Here is a 15,618-nt window from a genome sequence, read left to right as displayed (position 1 = left end):
TTTTGGGGTGGGTTTTTGCGTAATTTGTGGGGTTGCCTGCGGCGCCTCGTGTCCGGTTGTTGTTCTTTGCGGTGTTGGCCTTTCCTTGCTTTCTTAGTGGTCTATTAGCGTTGCCCCTGTGCGGGGCGGCACCTACTTTTCTTTGCCGGCCGCAAAGAAAAGTAGGCAAAAGAAAGCGGGCTGCAACCGCCAGCCCGTAGTGAGCCATCCCGGTTTGCTACCGGAAACGGCCCAAGACGAGACCCGCCCTCGCACACTCCCCCTTAGTGACAAAGGGCTCATTCATCCCGCCTACGCACTACGTGCGTGGCGGTTGGGTTCACCCGTTTCTACGTTACACGTTAACGGTTCGTTATGCGAAATATTACCGAACTTCAACATATCGGCTTGCGGGGCGGACACATATCTGTAGCGCAAGCGCTGCGATGAGGTTTGGAGGAGGAGATATACCCGGCGGCGGAGCGCGTAGCGCGACGCTGGAGCGGATGAGTGCTGTGTCACGAACGGGGGAAACGCGAAGACGGGTCTCGTTTTGGGCCGTTCCCGATGGCAGACCGGGATGGCTCACTACGGGCTAGCGGTGTGAGCCCGCTTTCTTTTGCCTACTTTTCTTTGCGGCCGGCAAAGAAAAGTAGGTGCCGCCCCGCACAGGGGCAACGCTAATAAACCAAAAACAAAGCAAGGAAAGGCCAACACCCTAAGAACAACAAAAAAAAGCCTGCGCAGCAAAAAAAAACCTATTCCCGACTAGCCAAAGCCCGCTTATCGTCACCCTTCTCCCCGGCGGAGCCACCACCAGCATCACCAGAACTCGCAGTCTGCGAAGACGCATCATTCCAGACAACAGCATCATTCACAGCATACAACCGGCAAGGATCCGAACTCTGCTTCTGACAGTTGGCGACAGCCACAGACATCGGATCATCCCCTCCTTCAGCCCACGACCACGCGCCAGAATCAGAAACAGCAAAAGCCCGGCTAGGATACTGATGCAAGAAATTCCGATACCCATTGCGTCCAGCATCATCAAGAAATGGCACCGCGCTCACGGCGTCAACCGCCGCATAGCCGCTCGCCTTGGGCGGCTCCGGATCCGCCACGCGGTACTGCACGCCAGTCGGCATCCCAACCCGCGCCAGGAAAGCTTCCACAGCAGGCCACCACACCCGCACACCATCACGGTCACCCACCAGCCGATGCGCGTCATTCTTGTACGCGCCAAAATCCACCATCTTCGCATTCGCGCCGTGCGCCGAATACGCCGCGTACATGTCCGCCACCAGCGGTGTCGACCAGATCGAATCGTTATCGCCGTACAGCCACAGCGAAGGTACGTGAGTCTTCTCGCCGTAAGCGCCAAACGCTTTCGTCAGATTGCCTTGCCAGCCCGTACAGGCGTCCTGCCGCAAGCCGCCCGAGAAGTTGATCAGCGCCCGCACGCCCGGCGCCGCTTCGACGCCGTAGGCGATCGTTGCCAGTCCGCCGTGCGAGGTGCCCGCCACCACAATGTGCTGTGCGTCCACATACGGCTGCTTCGACATGAAGGCCACCGTTGCCGCGACATCGCCCGCCTGGCCCAGGCCGTTACGCTCGACGTCGCAGCCGTCCTGCTCGTAGCTGCCGCCCGATTGCGCGAAACCCTGGCGGTTCGGCGCCACCACCACATAGCCGCGGCGGACAAACTCGCGCGCAAATGGCAGCGGGTCGCTGCGTGATTGCTGGCGCGGGTCGCCGGGCATCTTGCCGTGGTTGAAGACGATCATCGGAAACGGTCCGGGACCGTCCGGCTTGTAGATCGTCGTTTCAAGCGTGATCGTGCCGGCGGCGTCCACCGGGACGCGAATGATCTGTTCGTTGAGGCTGGCGCGCGGCAGATAGGTGTCGTCGTCCAGGGCGATTCGCGGGACTTCGGCGCGCGTCAGAGGACCGGGCTGCGATTCGGCCAGCGGATCGGCGTGCGCGAGCGACACGGTACAGCCTGCCCATGCGCACACCACCACACCCGCCGTAAGAAACTTTCTGCAACCCATTCGCCACACCTGCCCTGAAGTACGTCCTTAAAACCTGCATCGCCCGCTGTCTTTTGCTATCCGCTGACAGTTGCCTTTCGGCAAGGTTTGCGGCGACAAAAAGACACTCGCATGCGTGGCGCGCTTGGCGCTCGCACGCGGTTCGAGATCGCACGGGATAACCCACCAGCCTGGCCGACGCGACCCCACGCGTCGAGGATGAGCCACACACGATGTCACATGAAACTGCCGTCAAACCGCAAACCATCAAGGCCCGGCGCAGCTTCTGTCCATCCTTGCGGGGAAGGTTTGGACCGCCCCTCGCAACGTGTCGCTACAAAACCTACAGGCCGATCCTGGCACGACAAATTGCGCTTGTGCAATTAAGGAGAACCCGCGAGAAAAAATTCGCAGTGCTCGACACGTCGCACAGGCCGCGAAGATACGGGGCCACGCGGCCGGAAGAGAAGAGCGGGAGAAATGACCGATGTGGTAGCCAGCCAACACACAGGGCAGCGCCATTTTGAGGGGCATATGTGAAGGCGCGATTAATTGCGCAGTGGCCGTGCGCAAGCAACCTGCAAGCGCCGCGCGAAATGATTACAGATCCTTACCGCGCGGCTCTGGATGGGGCGGGTCTCAGGTGTCGCTGACGTCGCCGTCGACGTAGCGCCAGTGTCCATCATCGCCGCGCACGAAGCGGCTCAATTCGTGCAAACGGTGAGCTCGCCCGCCGACCTTGTAACGGGCGATGAATTCGACTTCGGCATGACGCTCGTCTTGTGCGGCGAAGCGCCTGATCTGCAGACCGAGCCAGCGCGGCGCATCGGACGCGTCGGGGTCTGCGTCTAGATCGGCGGGGCAGGTCTCGCGCGCCCACGTAGCGCGCAAATAGTCGTTCGCACCGAGCACATAGGCGCTATAGCGCGAGCGCATCAGTTCCAGCGCGCTGGGTGCGGCCTCGCCGCCGTCGATATAGCGTCCGCAGCACGCTGCGAAGCCCGGTGCTTTCGCGCCGCTGCGCTGCGTCGGCGTGGCGCCGCCGCATGGGCATTCGGCAGGTCGTTGTGCAGTCAAGGATTGGGCGTTCATCGATTCTTCAGAAGGTAATCGTATTCCCGTCAAGCAACATGCTTGCGTTTCCTCACCACTCGAGCGGCGTACCGTCGTACTGGAAGAAGCGGCCGTTAAACGATTCGTGTGACGCGGCCGCCTGGGCCAGCACCTGGCGCATGCCGGTCACGCTGCGTTCGGGATCGATTGCCGCCTGCGCGCCGCCCATGTCGGTGCGTACCCAGCCGGGGTGGAGCGCGACGCAGGACGCGCGCCGTGTCTGCAGCGAGGCGACCTTTAGCGCGTCGTTGAGCGCCGCCTTGCTCACGCGATACAGCCAGCCGGTGGTGCCGGTCGCCTCGGTAATGCTGCCCATCTTGCTCGACAGCACCGCGAGCACGCCATTGGCGTCTTCGACCAGCGGCAGCAGGATCGGGATCAGTTGCATCGGGCCGCGTACGTTGGTCACCATGACTTCGTCGAAGTCCTCGGCGGTGACGGTTTCGACGCTGTCGGTGCGCGGACCGTACACGCCCGATACCAGCAACGCCGCATCGAGCCGCTCGCCATCGAGCTTCCAGCCGAGTGCGGCAATCTCGTGAGGCACGGTGATGTCGAGCGAGAAGGTCTCTGCGCCGAGTTCTTCGAGTGCCTGAAGCGAGGCGTCGTCGCGCGCGGTGGCCAGCACGCGCCAGCCGGCCTTCTTGTACTGGCGCGCAAACTCACGGCCAATGCCGCGCGACGCACCGACGATCAACACGGTTTTCATAGGTTCCCCTCACGGTTCAATACAGCGCCTGCCGCATGCGCCGTGCCCGCTCGTGCAGCACGCAGCGGGCACGGCACACGCGCGACGTCTTACAGCAGTTCAATGCCCATCGCGGTGGCTTCGCCGCCGCCGATGCACAGCGTCGCCACGCCGCGCTTCAGGCCGCGCTGCCTCAGCGCGCCGATCAGCGTGACCAGAATGCGCGCGCCCGATGCGCCGATCGGATGACCCAGTGCGCAGGCGCCGCCGTTCACGTTGACCTTCTCGTGCGGCAGATGGTGCTCTTTCATCGCGGCCATCGTGACCACGGCGAATGCTTCATTGACTTCATACAGATCGACTTCGTTCGCACTCCAGCCGTTTTTCTCGAACAGCTTGCGGATAGCGCCGACCGGCGCGGTGGTGAACTTCGCCGGTTCCTGAGCGAAAGTCGAATGGCCGACCACGCGTGCGAGCGGCGTGACGCCGAGCCGCCTGGCGGTCGACTCGCGCATCATCACCAGCGCCGCAGCGCCGTCGGAAATCGACGACGAGTTTGCTGCCGTCACCGTACCGGTCTTGCTGAAGGCGGGCTTGAGCGTCGCGATCTTGTCGAGGTTCGCCTTGAACGGCTGTTCGTCGCGCTCGATCGTCACATCGCCCTTGCGGCTTTCCACTTTGACCGGGGCGATTTCCCACGCGAACGAACCATCCTCGTTGGCGCGCTTGGCGCGCTTGAGCGATTCCACCGCGAAGGCGTCCTGCGCCTCGCGCGTGAAGTCGAACGATGCCGCGCATTCCTCGGCGAAGGTGCCCATCAGGCGGCCCTTGTCATAGGCGTCTTCGAGGCCGTCGTAGAACATGTGGTCGATCACCTGGCCGTGACCCATGCGCATGCCGCCGCGCGCTTTCGGCAGCAGGTACGGTGCGTTGGTCATGCTTTCCATGCCGCCGGCGACGATCACCTCCACCGAGCCGGCCGCCAGCATGTCGTGCGCGAACATGGCCGCGCGCATGCCGGAGCCGCACATCTTGTTCACGGTGGTGCTGCCGGTGGCGAGCGGCAGGCCCGCGCCTAGCGCCGCCTGACGGGCCGGCGCCTGGCCAAGTCCCGCAGGCAGCACGCAGCCCATCACCACTTCGTCAATCTGCCCAGGCTCGAGGCCCGCGCGCTTGACGGCCGCTTCGATGGCAATCGCACCGAGTTGCGTCGCGTTCAGCGTCGCGAAGTCGCCTTGGAACGCCGCCATCGGCGTACGGGCGACGGAAACGATCACAATCGGATCGGCCTGGTTATCGCGCTTCGTCTCACTCATGTTTTAGCTCCTTGATGACACCTTCGACGACGGCCGGCACATCGCCGAGCCTGGCCGCATCTGCCGCGACCACGTCGTTGTCTGTTTTATGCGCACCGCCCGCGGATACCGCGGCGACACACTTCAAATACGTTTCATCCAGCTCACCGGGCGCACCGATCATCATGCCCAGATTGCGCACCTTGCCGTCGTGCACGCCATAGGCCCAGCCATGCACGGTCAGTTCCTGGCCGCGCGCCCAGGCGTCGTTGACGATGGTGGTGCGGCATACGTTGACGACCTGCTCGATCGTGTTCAGTTCGACGAGGCGCCGGTGGCGCGCTTCACCGAGCGGCCACTCTTCGAGCAGCGCCGCGTGCTTGGTGCGCACGTCCTGCACGTGATGCAGCCAGTTGTCCGCGAGACCGACGCGCCGGCCGTGCAGCGCGGCGGCGACGCCCGAGCAGCCATAGTGGCCTACCACCATGATGTGCTTGACCTTCAGCAGGTCGACGGCGAACTGGATTACCGAGAGGCAGTTCAGATCGGTATGCACCACGACGTTGGCGATGTTTCTATGCACGAACACTTCGCCAGGCGGCAGGCCGATTATCTGGTTGGCCGGCACACGTGAATCGGAGCAGCCGATCCACAGGTACTCGGGCGCCTGCTGGTCGGCAAGGCGCGAGAAATACTCGGGATCCTTGGCCAGTTCGCGGGCGACCCACCTGTCGTTGTTGTCGAACAGGTGGGCGAGCGGGTTGGGCGGAGAGGAGGATTTTGCGTTCATGGTGAGTCGGCTCGGTTGCTGGACCGATGGACCGGTCGATGTCGTTGCGGGAGGGGCGAGCGTGGCATGGGATTCATATCCGTTTATGCCGCGCGCGCAGCAGGGTCGTGCGCTGCCTTGGTTTCGCCTGGCTTGCTGACTGTATCCGCCCTGGTTGCCGGAGCGAAACGTTCCGGGTAGCGCAGGCAGAAGCGCACGCTGCTGTCGTAGGGAAAGAAGTCGGGCAATTCGCCTTTGAGTAGATGGTCCTTATGCCGTTGCCACAGCGCGGGTTCGAAGAAGTCTGCATGGTGCTGCATGAAGGCGCGGCGCACGCGCGGGTCGCCAAGCAGGAAGGTCCCGTACGTTTCGGGAAAGATGTCATGCGGGCCGACCGAATACCACGGCTCGCCGGACAGTTCGTCTTCCTCGTTGCGCGGCGGCGGCACGGCGCGCACGTTGCAGTCGGTCAGATATTCGATCTCATCGTAGTCGTAGAACACGACGCGGCCATGACGCGTGACGCCAAAGTTCTTGTACAGCATGTCGCCGGGGAAGATGTTCGCCTGCATCAGTTCCTTCACAGCATCACCGTATTCGCGGATGCCGTGCTCGACGTCCTCGTCACTGCCGTTTTGCAGGTAGAGGTTCAACGGCACCATGCGACGCTCGATGTACAAATGGCGGATCACGAGGTTGTCGCCCTCGTATTCGATCATCGATGGCACTTCCTTTTCCAGTTCGCGCAGCAGCGCTTCGTCGAGGCGCGACAACGGCAGCGCCACGCTCGAATATTCGAGTGTGTCGGCCATGCGCCCCAGCCGGTCATGCCGTTTGACGAGTTGATACTTGCCCTGGATCAGCTCGCGGGTGGTTTCCTTCGGCGGTGGGAAGTTGTCCTTGATCAGCTTGAATACGTAGGGGAACGACGGCAGTGTGAACACCAGCATTACCAGCCCCTTGATGCCTGGGGCGATGATGAACTGATCGCTCGAATGCGACAGGTGGTGCAGCAGGTCGCGATAGAACAGGTTCTTGCCCTGCTTCTGCAAGCCGACCGAGGTATAGATTTCCGCCTTCGGCTTGCCCTGCATGATGGTGCCGAGAAACTCGACGTAGGCGGACGGCACTTCCATGTCCACCAGAAAGTACGAGTGCGAGAAGCTGAAGATGATCAGCAGCTGGTCGCGCTTGAGCAGCACGGTATCGAGCGCGAGCAGGCCCGGCTTCACGTGGCGCAGCGGCACTGCGAACGGCAGCAGCGCATCGCCGTTGATGATCCGGCCGACGATATACGCCGACTTGTTGCGGTAAAACAGCGACGACAGCACATGAATCTGGAAATTGGCCGCTTCGTCGAAGGTGCCGAACGCGTCGTGAATGGCCTGCATCACACAGCCGACATCGCGCTGCAGGTCCTCGAACGCCGGTTCAAGCTGGAAATTCGTGACGATGCGCTCGAGCGTCGCGGCGAGACCATCCTTGCCGGGGTAGTACGCTCGGTAGGTCGGCTTGGCGGCAGGCTCGTCGTTCTCGATGTATTCCGTCGAGATGGCGGGGCGCACGAAGATGAAGTCGTTGTTGAAGTACGAGCGGTGCAGGATCTTGCAGCACACGGAATTGAAAAACGTCTCCGCGCACTCGGGCTGCCGGTGCGTGGTCAGCAGCCCAATGTAGTGGAGCTTGATCTGCTGCCAGACCTCGTCGTCGATATTTTCTGCGTCGTATTCGTCCTCGAGCAGCTCGACACATTCCTCGACCCGTTCGTCATACGAAGTAATGCGCTCGCGGGCGAGTCGCTGCAGGCCATGCCAATCGGTGGCCTCGAACAGGGCCTTGGCGTGGATCGCGGCGTCGCGGAAAATCCGGTAGTGCCGGTCGAAGCCTTCGAGCATCGTCTGTGCGACGTCGAAGCCGATTTGCGACGACAGCAGCTTGGGAAAGTGATTCATGGCGAGCGCGCATCCGATGCCAGCCCATGCGGCTCGCGCGTGCCGCTTTCGAGCAGCGCCCGCGCCTGGGCTTCGTATTGCGCGAGGTCTTCGAGCGTCGCGTTCAGGTCTTCAAGCTGGCGCTCCAGCACTTCGCGATGCCGTGTCACGGTATCCAGGAACGCGTGCAATTGCGGCACGGTGTCGGTTGGCGATTCGTAAAGATCGAGCAGGCCGCGGATTTCCGACAAAGTGAAGCCCAGCCGTTTGCCACGCAGCGTCAGCTTCAGGCGCGTGCGGTCGCGGCCCGAGTAGACGCGCCGCAATCCGCTCGACCCTTCGCGACTCGGCGAGAGTAAACCCTGGTCTTCGTAGAAGCGAATTGCTCGTGGCGTGACGTCGAATTCACGCGCGAGTTCGGTGATGGTGTATTGCGTGTTCATTGGGACGTCCCGTGGCCGGGCAGAAAAACGGATTGGACGATAGAATCGACGTTTACGTTATCGTCAACTTGAGTAAAGCGCAACCCGGGCGCCCGGCGGCAGAATCGCCGGCGCTTACCGCCCGGGCGATGGAGGAAGACCCCACAATGAATGCACTCGAACATCAACTCGACTACCCGTTCAAGGACACCCTGCCGGAACCCGGCCACGCGTTCGAAGTGACGCCTGGCGTGTTCTGGCTGCGCATGCCGCTGCCGTTTGCGCTGGACCATATCAATCTGTGGCTTCTGCGCGATGAGATCGACGGTCAGCAGGGTTGGACGGTGGTCGATTGCGGGATCACCTCGGACACGATCAAGGCGAACTGGGAGCAGGTGTTCGACACGCTGCTCGACGGTTTGCCGGTGCTGCGGGTGATCGTCACGCACTGCCATCCCGATCACATCGGTCTCGCGCACTGGATCTGCGCGGGCGGCGACAAGCAGCGCTGGGACGTGCGTTTGTGGATGACGCTCGGCGAATACATGCAGGCACGGGTGATGGCGGCGGGCGACGGTTCGAATGCGGGCGGTGCGGGCGCCGCGCGCCACTTCGCGCGGCATGGCCTGTCCGATGAGGCCTCGCTCGATAAACTGCGCAATCGCACGAGCTACTACTCGAATCTCGTGCCTGCGGTGCCGGGGCAGTATCGGCGCATGCGTGAAGGCCAGAGCATCGTGATTGGCGGCAAGACGTGGCGGGTGGTGACCGGCTTCGGTCATTCGCCGGAGCACTGTGCGCTGCATAACGAGGCGGACGGCGTGCTGATTTCGGGTGACATGGTGTTGCCGCGCATCTCCACCAACGTGTCGGTGTTCGACATGGAGCCGGAGGGCAATCCGCTCGCGCTGTATCTGGAATCTTTGGGCCGTTACGAGGTGATGGCCGAGGACACCCTGGTGCTGCCGTCGCATGGCAAGCCGTTTCGCGGTGTGCGAACCCGTATCGGGCAACTGCGTGAGCATCACGACGCGCGGCTCGCCGAGGTGCGCGAGGCTTGCGCCGAAAAGCCGCGCAGCGCGGCCGATATCGTGCCGCTGATGTTCAAGCGGCAACTCGACATTCACCAGATGACGTTTGCGATGGGAGAGGCGCTCGCTCACTTGCACCTGCTATGGCTCGCGGGCGAGTTTAAGCGGACCCTGGATGCGGATGGGGTGATACGGTTTGCGCCCTAAACCGTGCTCGTTTCAAGCCACGACGGGCTCGAAGCGCCAGCCTTCACCGGTCCATCGCATGGTGTGCGTCGGTTGCAGGGCGGCCAGAAAATCACTGTCGTGCGACACCGCCACAATCGCGCCGGGGAAATTGGCTAGCGCCTCTTCGAACCCCAGCACCGACTCAAGATCGAGGTGATTGGTCGGTTCATCGAGCAATAGCAGTTGCGCCGGTGTGCCACGCCACAGCGCGCACGCGAGCGCTGCTTTTAGGCGTTCACCACCGCTCAGTAGCCGCGTGGGTTGCGTGACGCGTGGCGCGTCGAGTTGCAGCAGCGCGAGGCGGCTGCGTAGTTCACCTTCGGCGAGCGGCGTATCGAGCAACCCCAACTGCTCGACGAGCGAACGCTCTGGGTCGAGCAGATTGAGTTCCTGGTCGAGGTAAGCGCTGGGGACGTGCGTCGCGCAGACACCGCTCACGGCCGTTAGGTTACCAGCCAGTAGCCGTAACAAGGTGGACTTGCCGCAACCGTTGGGACCCATCACCGCAATGCGCATCGGACCTTCGGCCGCCCATGTGATCCGTGCTGCGGGATGGTTGGTGTCCAGCCACGGCAGGCGCGCTTGCTCGAGCGTGAACACCTTGCGGCGTGCAGGCACGGCTGCGCCCGGCATCGACAGTAAAACGGCGCTTTCGGGTAGCACACGGGCGGCGGCATCTCGCACACGCATGTCGAGCTCCACTTTGAAATCCTGTTGGGCGCGGCGGACATGCCCCATGATTTCCGTTGCTTTGCCCTTTAGCGTGAAACGCTCCGAGCTCGATACGTTGGCGGTCTCCGCATGACGGCGTGCTCCCGCGGCCCGCCGCTGGATCGTGTCGTGCTCGCGTTGCAGCCGCCGCCGTTCGCGGGTGCGTTCGGTCCGGGCGTGGTCGAGCGCAGCCTGGGCAGCCTGTCGTTCGGCTTCGCGTTGCGCGCAGAAGATATCGTAGTTGCCACCGTAGAGGCGCGGTCCGTGCGGCGCCAGTTCGACGATCCGCTCGACGCTGCCGAGCATCTGCCGGTCGTGGCTCACGACGATCAGGCCGCCGCGCCACGTGTCGAGCACGTTGTGCAGCCATGCGCGACCGGCCGCGTCGAGATGATTGGTCGGTTCATCAAGCACGAGCAGATCCGCGCCGGAAAGCAGTGCGCCTACCAGCGCCACGCGTGCGCGTTGGCCGCCGCTTAACTCGTCGGCCGGATACGTAGCATCGAGTTCGGCTAAGCCCGCCTCCTTGAGCGCTGCGTCGAGGCGCGTCGCAAGATCCCATCGATCGCCGACATGATCGATGTCGTCGGCATGAGCCGTGCCGTTCGCAAGGCGCGCCAATGCGTCGAGCGTGCCGGCGAGCCCCGTCGCTTGTGCAACGGTTTCTCCCGCTTGGGCGAGGGTGTTCTGCGCAACAAACGCAACGGAACCGTAGCGCTCGATCGCGCCTGAAGACGGTGCGAGCTCGCCTGCAATCAACCGCGCAAGGACGCTTTTACCCGCGCCGTTGCGGCCCGCAATTGCGGTGCGGATGTGGTCGAACGTCAGGCTAAGGGAATCGAACAGCGCGGCGCCGTCGTCGAAATGGAACGAGACCTGCTGCAGCGAAACGAGTGGGGACGATGGCGTAACATGAGCCATAAGCACCTCCAAAAATGTGTTGCGACCTTCGCAGGGACGCTTGTTGCGGTCTGCTGCGAAAACATTCTGGATGGCTTAGTTGTTCACTTTGGCTGATGTCCGGGGAAGAAGGAGTGCGCGCAGTATAGCAATCGGCGGTTTGGCGGGGCAAGGCCGCGCTGCATGGCGCGTTGTCACGAGGCGGTATGTGCGCAAAAAAAGCCCGGTGCAACGCAACCGGGCTTTTGTATCTGCGCGCAGCAGCACAGGCTCTTACTGCACCGCCACCGTCACAAAATTCTGCCGTCCAAACGGACTCACGTGATACCCGCTCACATCGGTGCGCGTGATCGCCGATGCGGTCGGATAACCGAGCGGAATCCACAGCGCCTGATCGTGAATGATCTGCTGAGCGGCCTCATACGCCTTGGCTCGCTTGGCCTGATCCGGCGTGGCCTTGCCGTCGGCGATCAGCTTGTCGAGATCGGCGTCGCAAAAGCGCGCGAAGTTGATGCCAGACTTCACCGCATTGCAGCTAAAGAGCGGCGACAGGAAGTTGTCCGGGTCGCCGTTGTCGCCGGCCCAGCCCATGAACAGCGTATCGTGCTGACCCTGCTTGGCTTCCTTGATCAGCTCACCCCATTCGATCACCTTGACGTCCGCCTTCACGCCAATCTTCGCGAGGTCGGCCTGCAGCAGTTCGGCGCCGGCCTTCGGATTGGGATTGAGCACGCTGCCGGTCGGCCGCACCCAGATGGTGGTCGAAAAGCCATTCGGGAAGCCCGCTTCGGCGAGCAGGTTCTTCGCCTTCACAGGATCGTACGGCCAGGCCTTGACCGCCTTGTCGTAGCTCCACGTGTTCGGCGGGAACGGGTTGACCGCCGGGGTCGCCGTGTTGTCGAACACCGTCTTCAGATAGGTGCTGCGGTCGAACGCCATGTTCAGCGCGGCGCGCACCTTCTGGTTGTCGAACGGCTTTTTCTCGGTGTTCAGCGCGACGAACGCGGTCATGAAGGCCGGTGTCTGCACCACGGCGAGCGACTTGTCGGTCTTGGCGTCAGCCACATCCTGGGGCTTCGGCGACAGCGCGATCTGGCATTCGCCCGCCTTGACCTTCTGCGCGCGCACGGTGGCGTCCGGCGTGATCGCGTAGATCAGGCGGTCGATCTTCGGCTTGGGCCCCCAGTACGACGGATTCACGTCATAGCGGATCACGGCGTCCTTGGTGTAGCTCTTCAGCACGAACGGCCCAGTGCCAATCGGCTTGGCGTTCAGGTCCACCTGCTTGCCCGCCTTGAGCAACTGGTCAGCATATTCGGACGAGTAGATCGACGCGAAGCCCATGCTCAGGATCGAGACGAAGGTCGCGTCCGGCTGGTTCAGCTCGAACTTCACCGTGTTGTCGTCGACCTTCGAGACCGACTTGATCAGCTTCGGCAGGCCCATCGACTGTGCGTGCGGGAATCCGCTCGCCCCCGTCACCTTGTGCCACGGATTGCTGTCGTCGAGCATCCGGCTGAACGTGAACACCACATCGTCGGCGTTAAGCGGCCGGGTGGGCTTGAAGTAGTCGGTGGTCTGGAACTGCACGTTGGGGCGCAGATGGAACGTATACGTGAGGCCGTCGGGGCTCACGTCCCAGCTTTGCGCGAGGGCCGGCACCACCTTCTTTTCGGCTTCGTCGTACGAGACCAGCGAGTTGAAAATCACATCGGCCGACGCGTTGGTCGTGACGAGCGAATTGAACTGGACGACATCGAAGCCGTCCGGGCTCGCCTCCGTACACACGGTCAGCGGCTTGGCGAGGGCCAGCGCAGGCGCTGTGACGAGCAGGGCGGCAATGACGGTGACGGGCAGTTTGAAGCGCATACGCATTGGATCTCCTAACAGGCGCAGTGCGTGGCTGCGCGATCCCGCCTGGGCGAAAGCTTATCGAAGGGTGGTTGTGGCGACAACGAACTAATCGGCATATCCATATGGACACACCAAGGGCGGCTCAGCGCGTGCAGCCAGTGCAAGCATACCGCGCCAAATAGGCGACGCTGTGGGAGGTTTCGTGCGCGATGCCGGTCGCATCGAGCGCACTCGCTGTCATGGCCTAGTCGGCGGCGCGCGGCTTGCGCGGGGCTTTTTCGAAGGCGCGGTCGTAGATCCAGCGCGGCAGCACGTGCAGCAACATGGCCACCACGCGCATCTGCCACGGGAAGATCGCGAAGCGCGTCTTACGCGCAATCGCATCCGCGACCTTGAGGGCGAAGCGGTCGGCGTCCATCAGGAACGGCATCGGATACGGGTTGTGCGCCGTCATCGGCGTGCGGATATAGCCGGGGGCGATTGTGACGACGTTGACCCCCTTCGGCCGCATCTCGACGCGTAGCGCTTCGAGGTACTTGAACGCAGCGGCCTTGGAGGCGCTGTAAGCGCCCGAGCCCGGCAAGCCGCGCACGCCGGCTACGCTCGCGACCCCGACCAGGGTGCCTTTGCGTGCGGCCATCATGGCCGCCGCGAACGGCTCGAAGGTGGCGACCATGCCGAAGTAGTTGACGTCCATGACTTCGCGGAACGCGCGCAGGTCGCCGCGGCCGGTGACGGCGCCCTGGCTGATGCCCGCATTGGCGATGACGATGTCGGGGCAGCCGTGCTGCGCAATGAACTGCTCGGCCGCGGCGGCGAGCGCGTCGGCGTCGCGCACGTCGGCCGGGTAGAGGGAGATGGAATTCTGCGGATGAGCCTGCTGGAAGCTCGCCAGCGCGTCGGCGCGGCGGGCTACGAGGCCGAGAATCGCGCCGCGCCGCGCATATTCGGCGGCGATCGCGAGTCCGATGCCACTGGAGGCGCCGGTAATGAAAACCTTGAGTGTCGAATTCATCCCGGCGCCTCGCGTTTTACATCTTCTTGGCGCGGACCTGGGCGACCAAATAATCGAGCACCTGGATCGTGCCCGGCAGGCTGTTCGTCGCAGCCGGGCCGGTTTCGTACTTGCCCTGCACGGCCAGGGTCGGCACGCCGTCGATCTTGTAGTCATCCAGCAGCTTCTTGTCGCGCTGGATTTCGCTTTGCGTCGAGAACGAGTTGTACGCGTCCAGGTACTTCTTCGGGTCCACGCCGTTTTTGGCGAGGAACTTGGCCTGGTCTTCCGGCGTCAGGAGGTAGTCCTTGTTGACGTGGATTTCGTTGAAGACGACCGGCGTGAGCTTTTGCGCGAGACCCAGCGCGTCGAGCGCGTGGTACATCTTCGAATGCGGGATGAAATCGTCGCGGAAGGCCACCGGTACGCGCTTGAACTCGACATCCGGGCCTTGCTTCTTGACCCACGCTTCAAGGTACGGGTTGAATTCATTGCAGTGCGGGCAGCCGTACCAGAAGAATTCGGTGACTTCGATCTTGCCGGCCGGCACGTCGATCGGCTGGGGCGACGAAAGGACCGTGTAGTCCTTGCCGGCGACCGGTGCAGCCGGCGATGCCTCAACGGCCGCGCTGACGAGGCCGAGTGAAAGGAAGAGAATGCTCAGCAGTTTTTTCATGTCTTGTGGACCCAGATTAGGCGGAATAACGGTAGCGCGGCGGCGCGGCAAAACGCGGGGCTGTCACCGTTACGAGAGTGTGGCGGCAGGCCTCTGCCGTGCTTGAGACTCGCGCCGCGCGCTGAGGTTCAGCGGCGGCGCATGACGGCACATTACTGCTTGGTAAAGCGGATCACGGCGGTATCGACCCCGGCGTCGGACAGGCGCTGGCGGGCCGAATTCATGTCGTCGAACTTCGAGAACGGCCCGATGCGCACGCGGAAGTAGGTGACCCCGCCGGCGTCGCGCTGCGTGACCTTCGATTCGAAGCCCTGGAAGGCGAGGCGCGCGCGCTGCTGCTCGGCATCCGCCGAGGTCTTGTAGGCGCCAACCTGCAGGAAGTAGCCGTTGTTCGCGTCGGCGGCGGACGGCGCGGCGTTCGAGCCGGGCTTGGCCGCATTCGGAGCCGCCGCCGTGCTGGTGGGCGCGCTGGTGGCTTGCTGCGGCTTCTTCACCGCGGCGCTCGTGCCGTTATCCTGCGCCGGATTCGGTGCGACCGCGACGCCGTTCGCATTGGCCGAGCTGGCCGCCGGCGGTACTTCGACGATCTCCGGTTCCTGCAGCATGCCGTTCGACTGGCCTTGGCCCTGGCCGTTAGCCTGGCCCGGCGCGGTGTTCTGCGGCGCGGGTTGGGCGGCCTGCGGCACCGGCTGGCCCGGTGTCTTGCCTTGCAGCGGACGGTTCGGATCGTATTGCGCCTCGCTCGCGCTGGTGTCGGACGCCGCGGGCGGCGCCACCTTGGCGACAAATGGCGTAGGCGCCCGGGTGATATACAGCGCCACCACCACCGCGATTGCCAGGCCGACAATCAGGCCCAGTACGATACCGAGAAAAGTGCCCCCGGTTTGCTTCGACTGCTTCGTTGTGCGGCGTGGTTTTGCCATCGTATAAATCACCTGCAAAAGGAATCCTGGAACGGCCGTCGATTATAGCGACGGCCGCATGCGTGTCGTGCCGG

13 protein-coding genes are annotated in these 15,618 nt (G+C 63.2%); 1 reads left to right on the top strand and 12 read right to left on the bottom strand.

The window, feature by feature from the left end; all coding sequences use genetic code 11:
- Positions 1-737 precede the first annotated feature (737 nt).
- The 7 genes from FFS45_RS10890 to FFS45_RS10860 form a co-directional block, all read right to left on the bottom strand.
- Positions 738-2,030, bottom strand: coding sequence for a CocE/NonD family hydrolase (locus tag FFS45_RS10890; protein WP_137954649.1), 1,293 nt, complete (start codon positions 2,028-2,030; stop codon positions 738-740).
- Between the two features lie 618 nt (positions 2,031-2,648).
- Entirely contained in the window at positions 2,649-3,101 is a 453-nt protein-coding gene (locus FFS45_RS10885) for a YchJ family protein (RefSeq protein ID WP_137954648.1), read from the bottom strand.
- 52 nt (positions 3,102-3,153) lie between these two features.
- A complete protein-coding gene (locus FFS45_RS10880) occupies positions 3,154-3,831 on the bottom strand; it encodes an SDR family oxidoreductase (protein ID WP_137954647.1) in 678 nt (225 codons plus the stop codon).
- A gap of 89 nt (positions 3,832-3,920) precedes the next feature.
- Positions 3,921-5,126, bottom strand: a complete 1,206-nt coding sequence (locus tag FFS45_RS10875; protein WP_137954646.1) for an acetyl-CoA C-acetyltransferase — start codon at positions 5,124-5,126, stop codon at positions 3,921-3,923.
- The gene (gene can, locus FFS45_RS10870; RefSeq protein ID WP_137954645.1) at positions 5,119-5,895 is read right to left on the bottom strand and encodes a carbonate dehydratase; all 777 of its coding nucleotides are present in this window, start codon (positions 5,893-5,895) and stop codon (positions 5,119-5,121) included. The genes FFS45_RS10875 and can overlap by 8 nt, the downstream gene beginning before the upstream one ends.
- An 83-nt stretch (positions 5,896-5,978) precedes the next feature.
- Positions 5,979-7,826: a bifunctional isocitrate dehydrogenase kinase/phosphatase gene (gene aceK, locus FFS45_RS10865; RefSeq protein ID WP_137954644.1), complete on the bottom strand. Its 1,848-nt coding sequence runs from the start codon at positions 7,824-7,826 to the stop codon at positions 5,979-5,981.
- On the bottom strand, positions 7,823-8,248 hold the full coding sequence (locus tag FFS45_RS10860; RefSeq protein ID WP_137954643.1) for a MerR family DNA-binding transcriptional regulator: 426 nt from the start codon (positions 8,246-8,248) through the stop codon (positions 7,823-7,825). The genes aceK and FFS45_RS10860 overlap by 4 nt, the downstream gene beginning before the upstream one ends.
- 146 nt (positions 8,249-8,394) lie before the next feature.
- Here FFS45_RS10860 and FFS45_RS10855 point away from each other — a divergent pair, with 146 nt between their 5' ends.
- On the top strand, positions 8,395-9,465 hold the full coding sequence (locus tag FFS45_RS10855) for an MBL fold metallo-hydrolase (RefSeq protein WP_137954642.1): 1,071 nt from the start codon (positions 8,395-8,397) through the stop codon (positions 9,463-9,465).
- Between the two features lie 12 nt (positions 9,466-9,477).
- Here the strand turns inward: FFS45_RS10855 and FFS45_RS10850 are convergent, their stop codons facing one another.
- The 5 genes from FFS45_RS10850 to FFS45_RS10830 all read right to left on the bottom strand — a co-directional run bounded on the left by FFS45_RS10850 (position 9,478) and on the right by FFS45_RS10830 (position 15,562).
- A complete protein-coding gene (locus tag FFS45_RS10850; protein ID WP_137954641.1) occupies positions 9,478-11,118 on the bottom strand; it encodes an ATP-binding cassette domain-containing protein in 1,641 nt (546 codons plus the stop codon).
- Between the two features lie 252 nt (positions 11,119-11,370).
- Complete coding sequence (locus FFS45_RS10845) at positions 11,371-12,966, bottom strand: ABC transporter substrate-binding protein (RefSeq protein ID WP_137954640.1); 1,596 nt, start codon at positions 12,964-12,966, stop codon at positions 11,371-11,373.
- Positions 12,967-13,195: 229 nt separating this feature from the next.
- Complete coding sequence (locus tag FFS45_RS10840) at positions 13,196-13,966, bottom strand: SDR family oxidoreductase (protein ID WP_137954639.1); 771 nt, start codon at positions 13,964-13,966, stop codon at positions 13,196-13,198.
- A gap of 16 nt (positions 13,967-13,982) precedes the next feature.
- Positions 13,983-14,621, bottom strand: a complete 639-nt coding sequence (locus tag FFS45_RS10835) for a thiol:disulfide interchange protein DsbA/DsbL (protein WP_137954638.1) — start codon at positions 14,619-14,621, stop codon at positions 13,983-13,985.
- A gap of 152 nt (positions 14,622-14,773) precedes the next feature.
- Positions 14,774-15,562: an SPOR domain-containing protein gene (locus FFS45_RS10830; protein ID WP_137954637.1), complete on the bottom strand. Its 789-nt coding sequence runs from the start codon at positions 15,560-15,562 to the stop codon at positions 14,774-14,776.
- Positions 15,563-15,618: the final 56 nt, after the last annotated feature.

The sequence above is a fragment of the Burkholderia sp. 4M9327F10 genome (assembly GCF_005503145.1).
Taxonomy (GTDB): Bacteria; Pseudomonadota; Gammaproteobacteria; order Burkholderiales; family Burkholderiaceae; genus Paraburkholderia.
The sequence above is the reverse complement of the archived record's forward strand: the minus strand, read 5'-3'. Positions and strand labels throughout refer to the sequence as shown.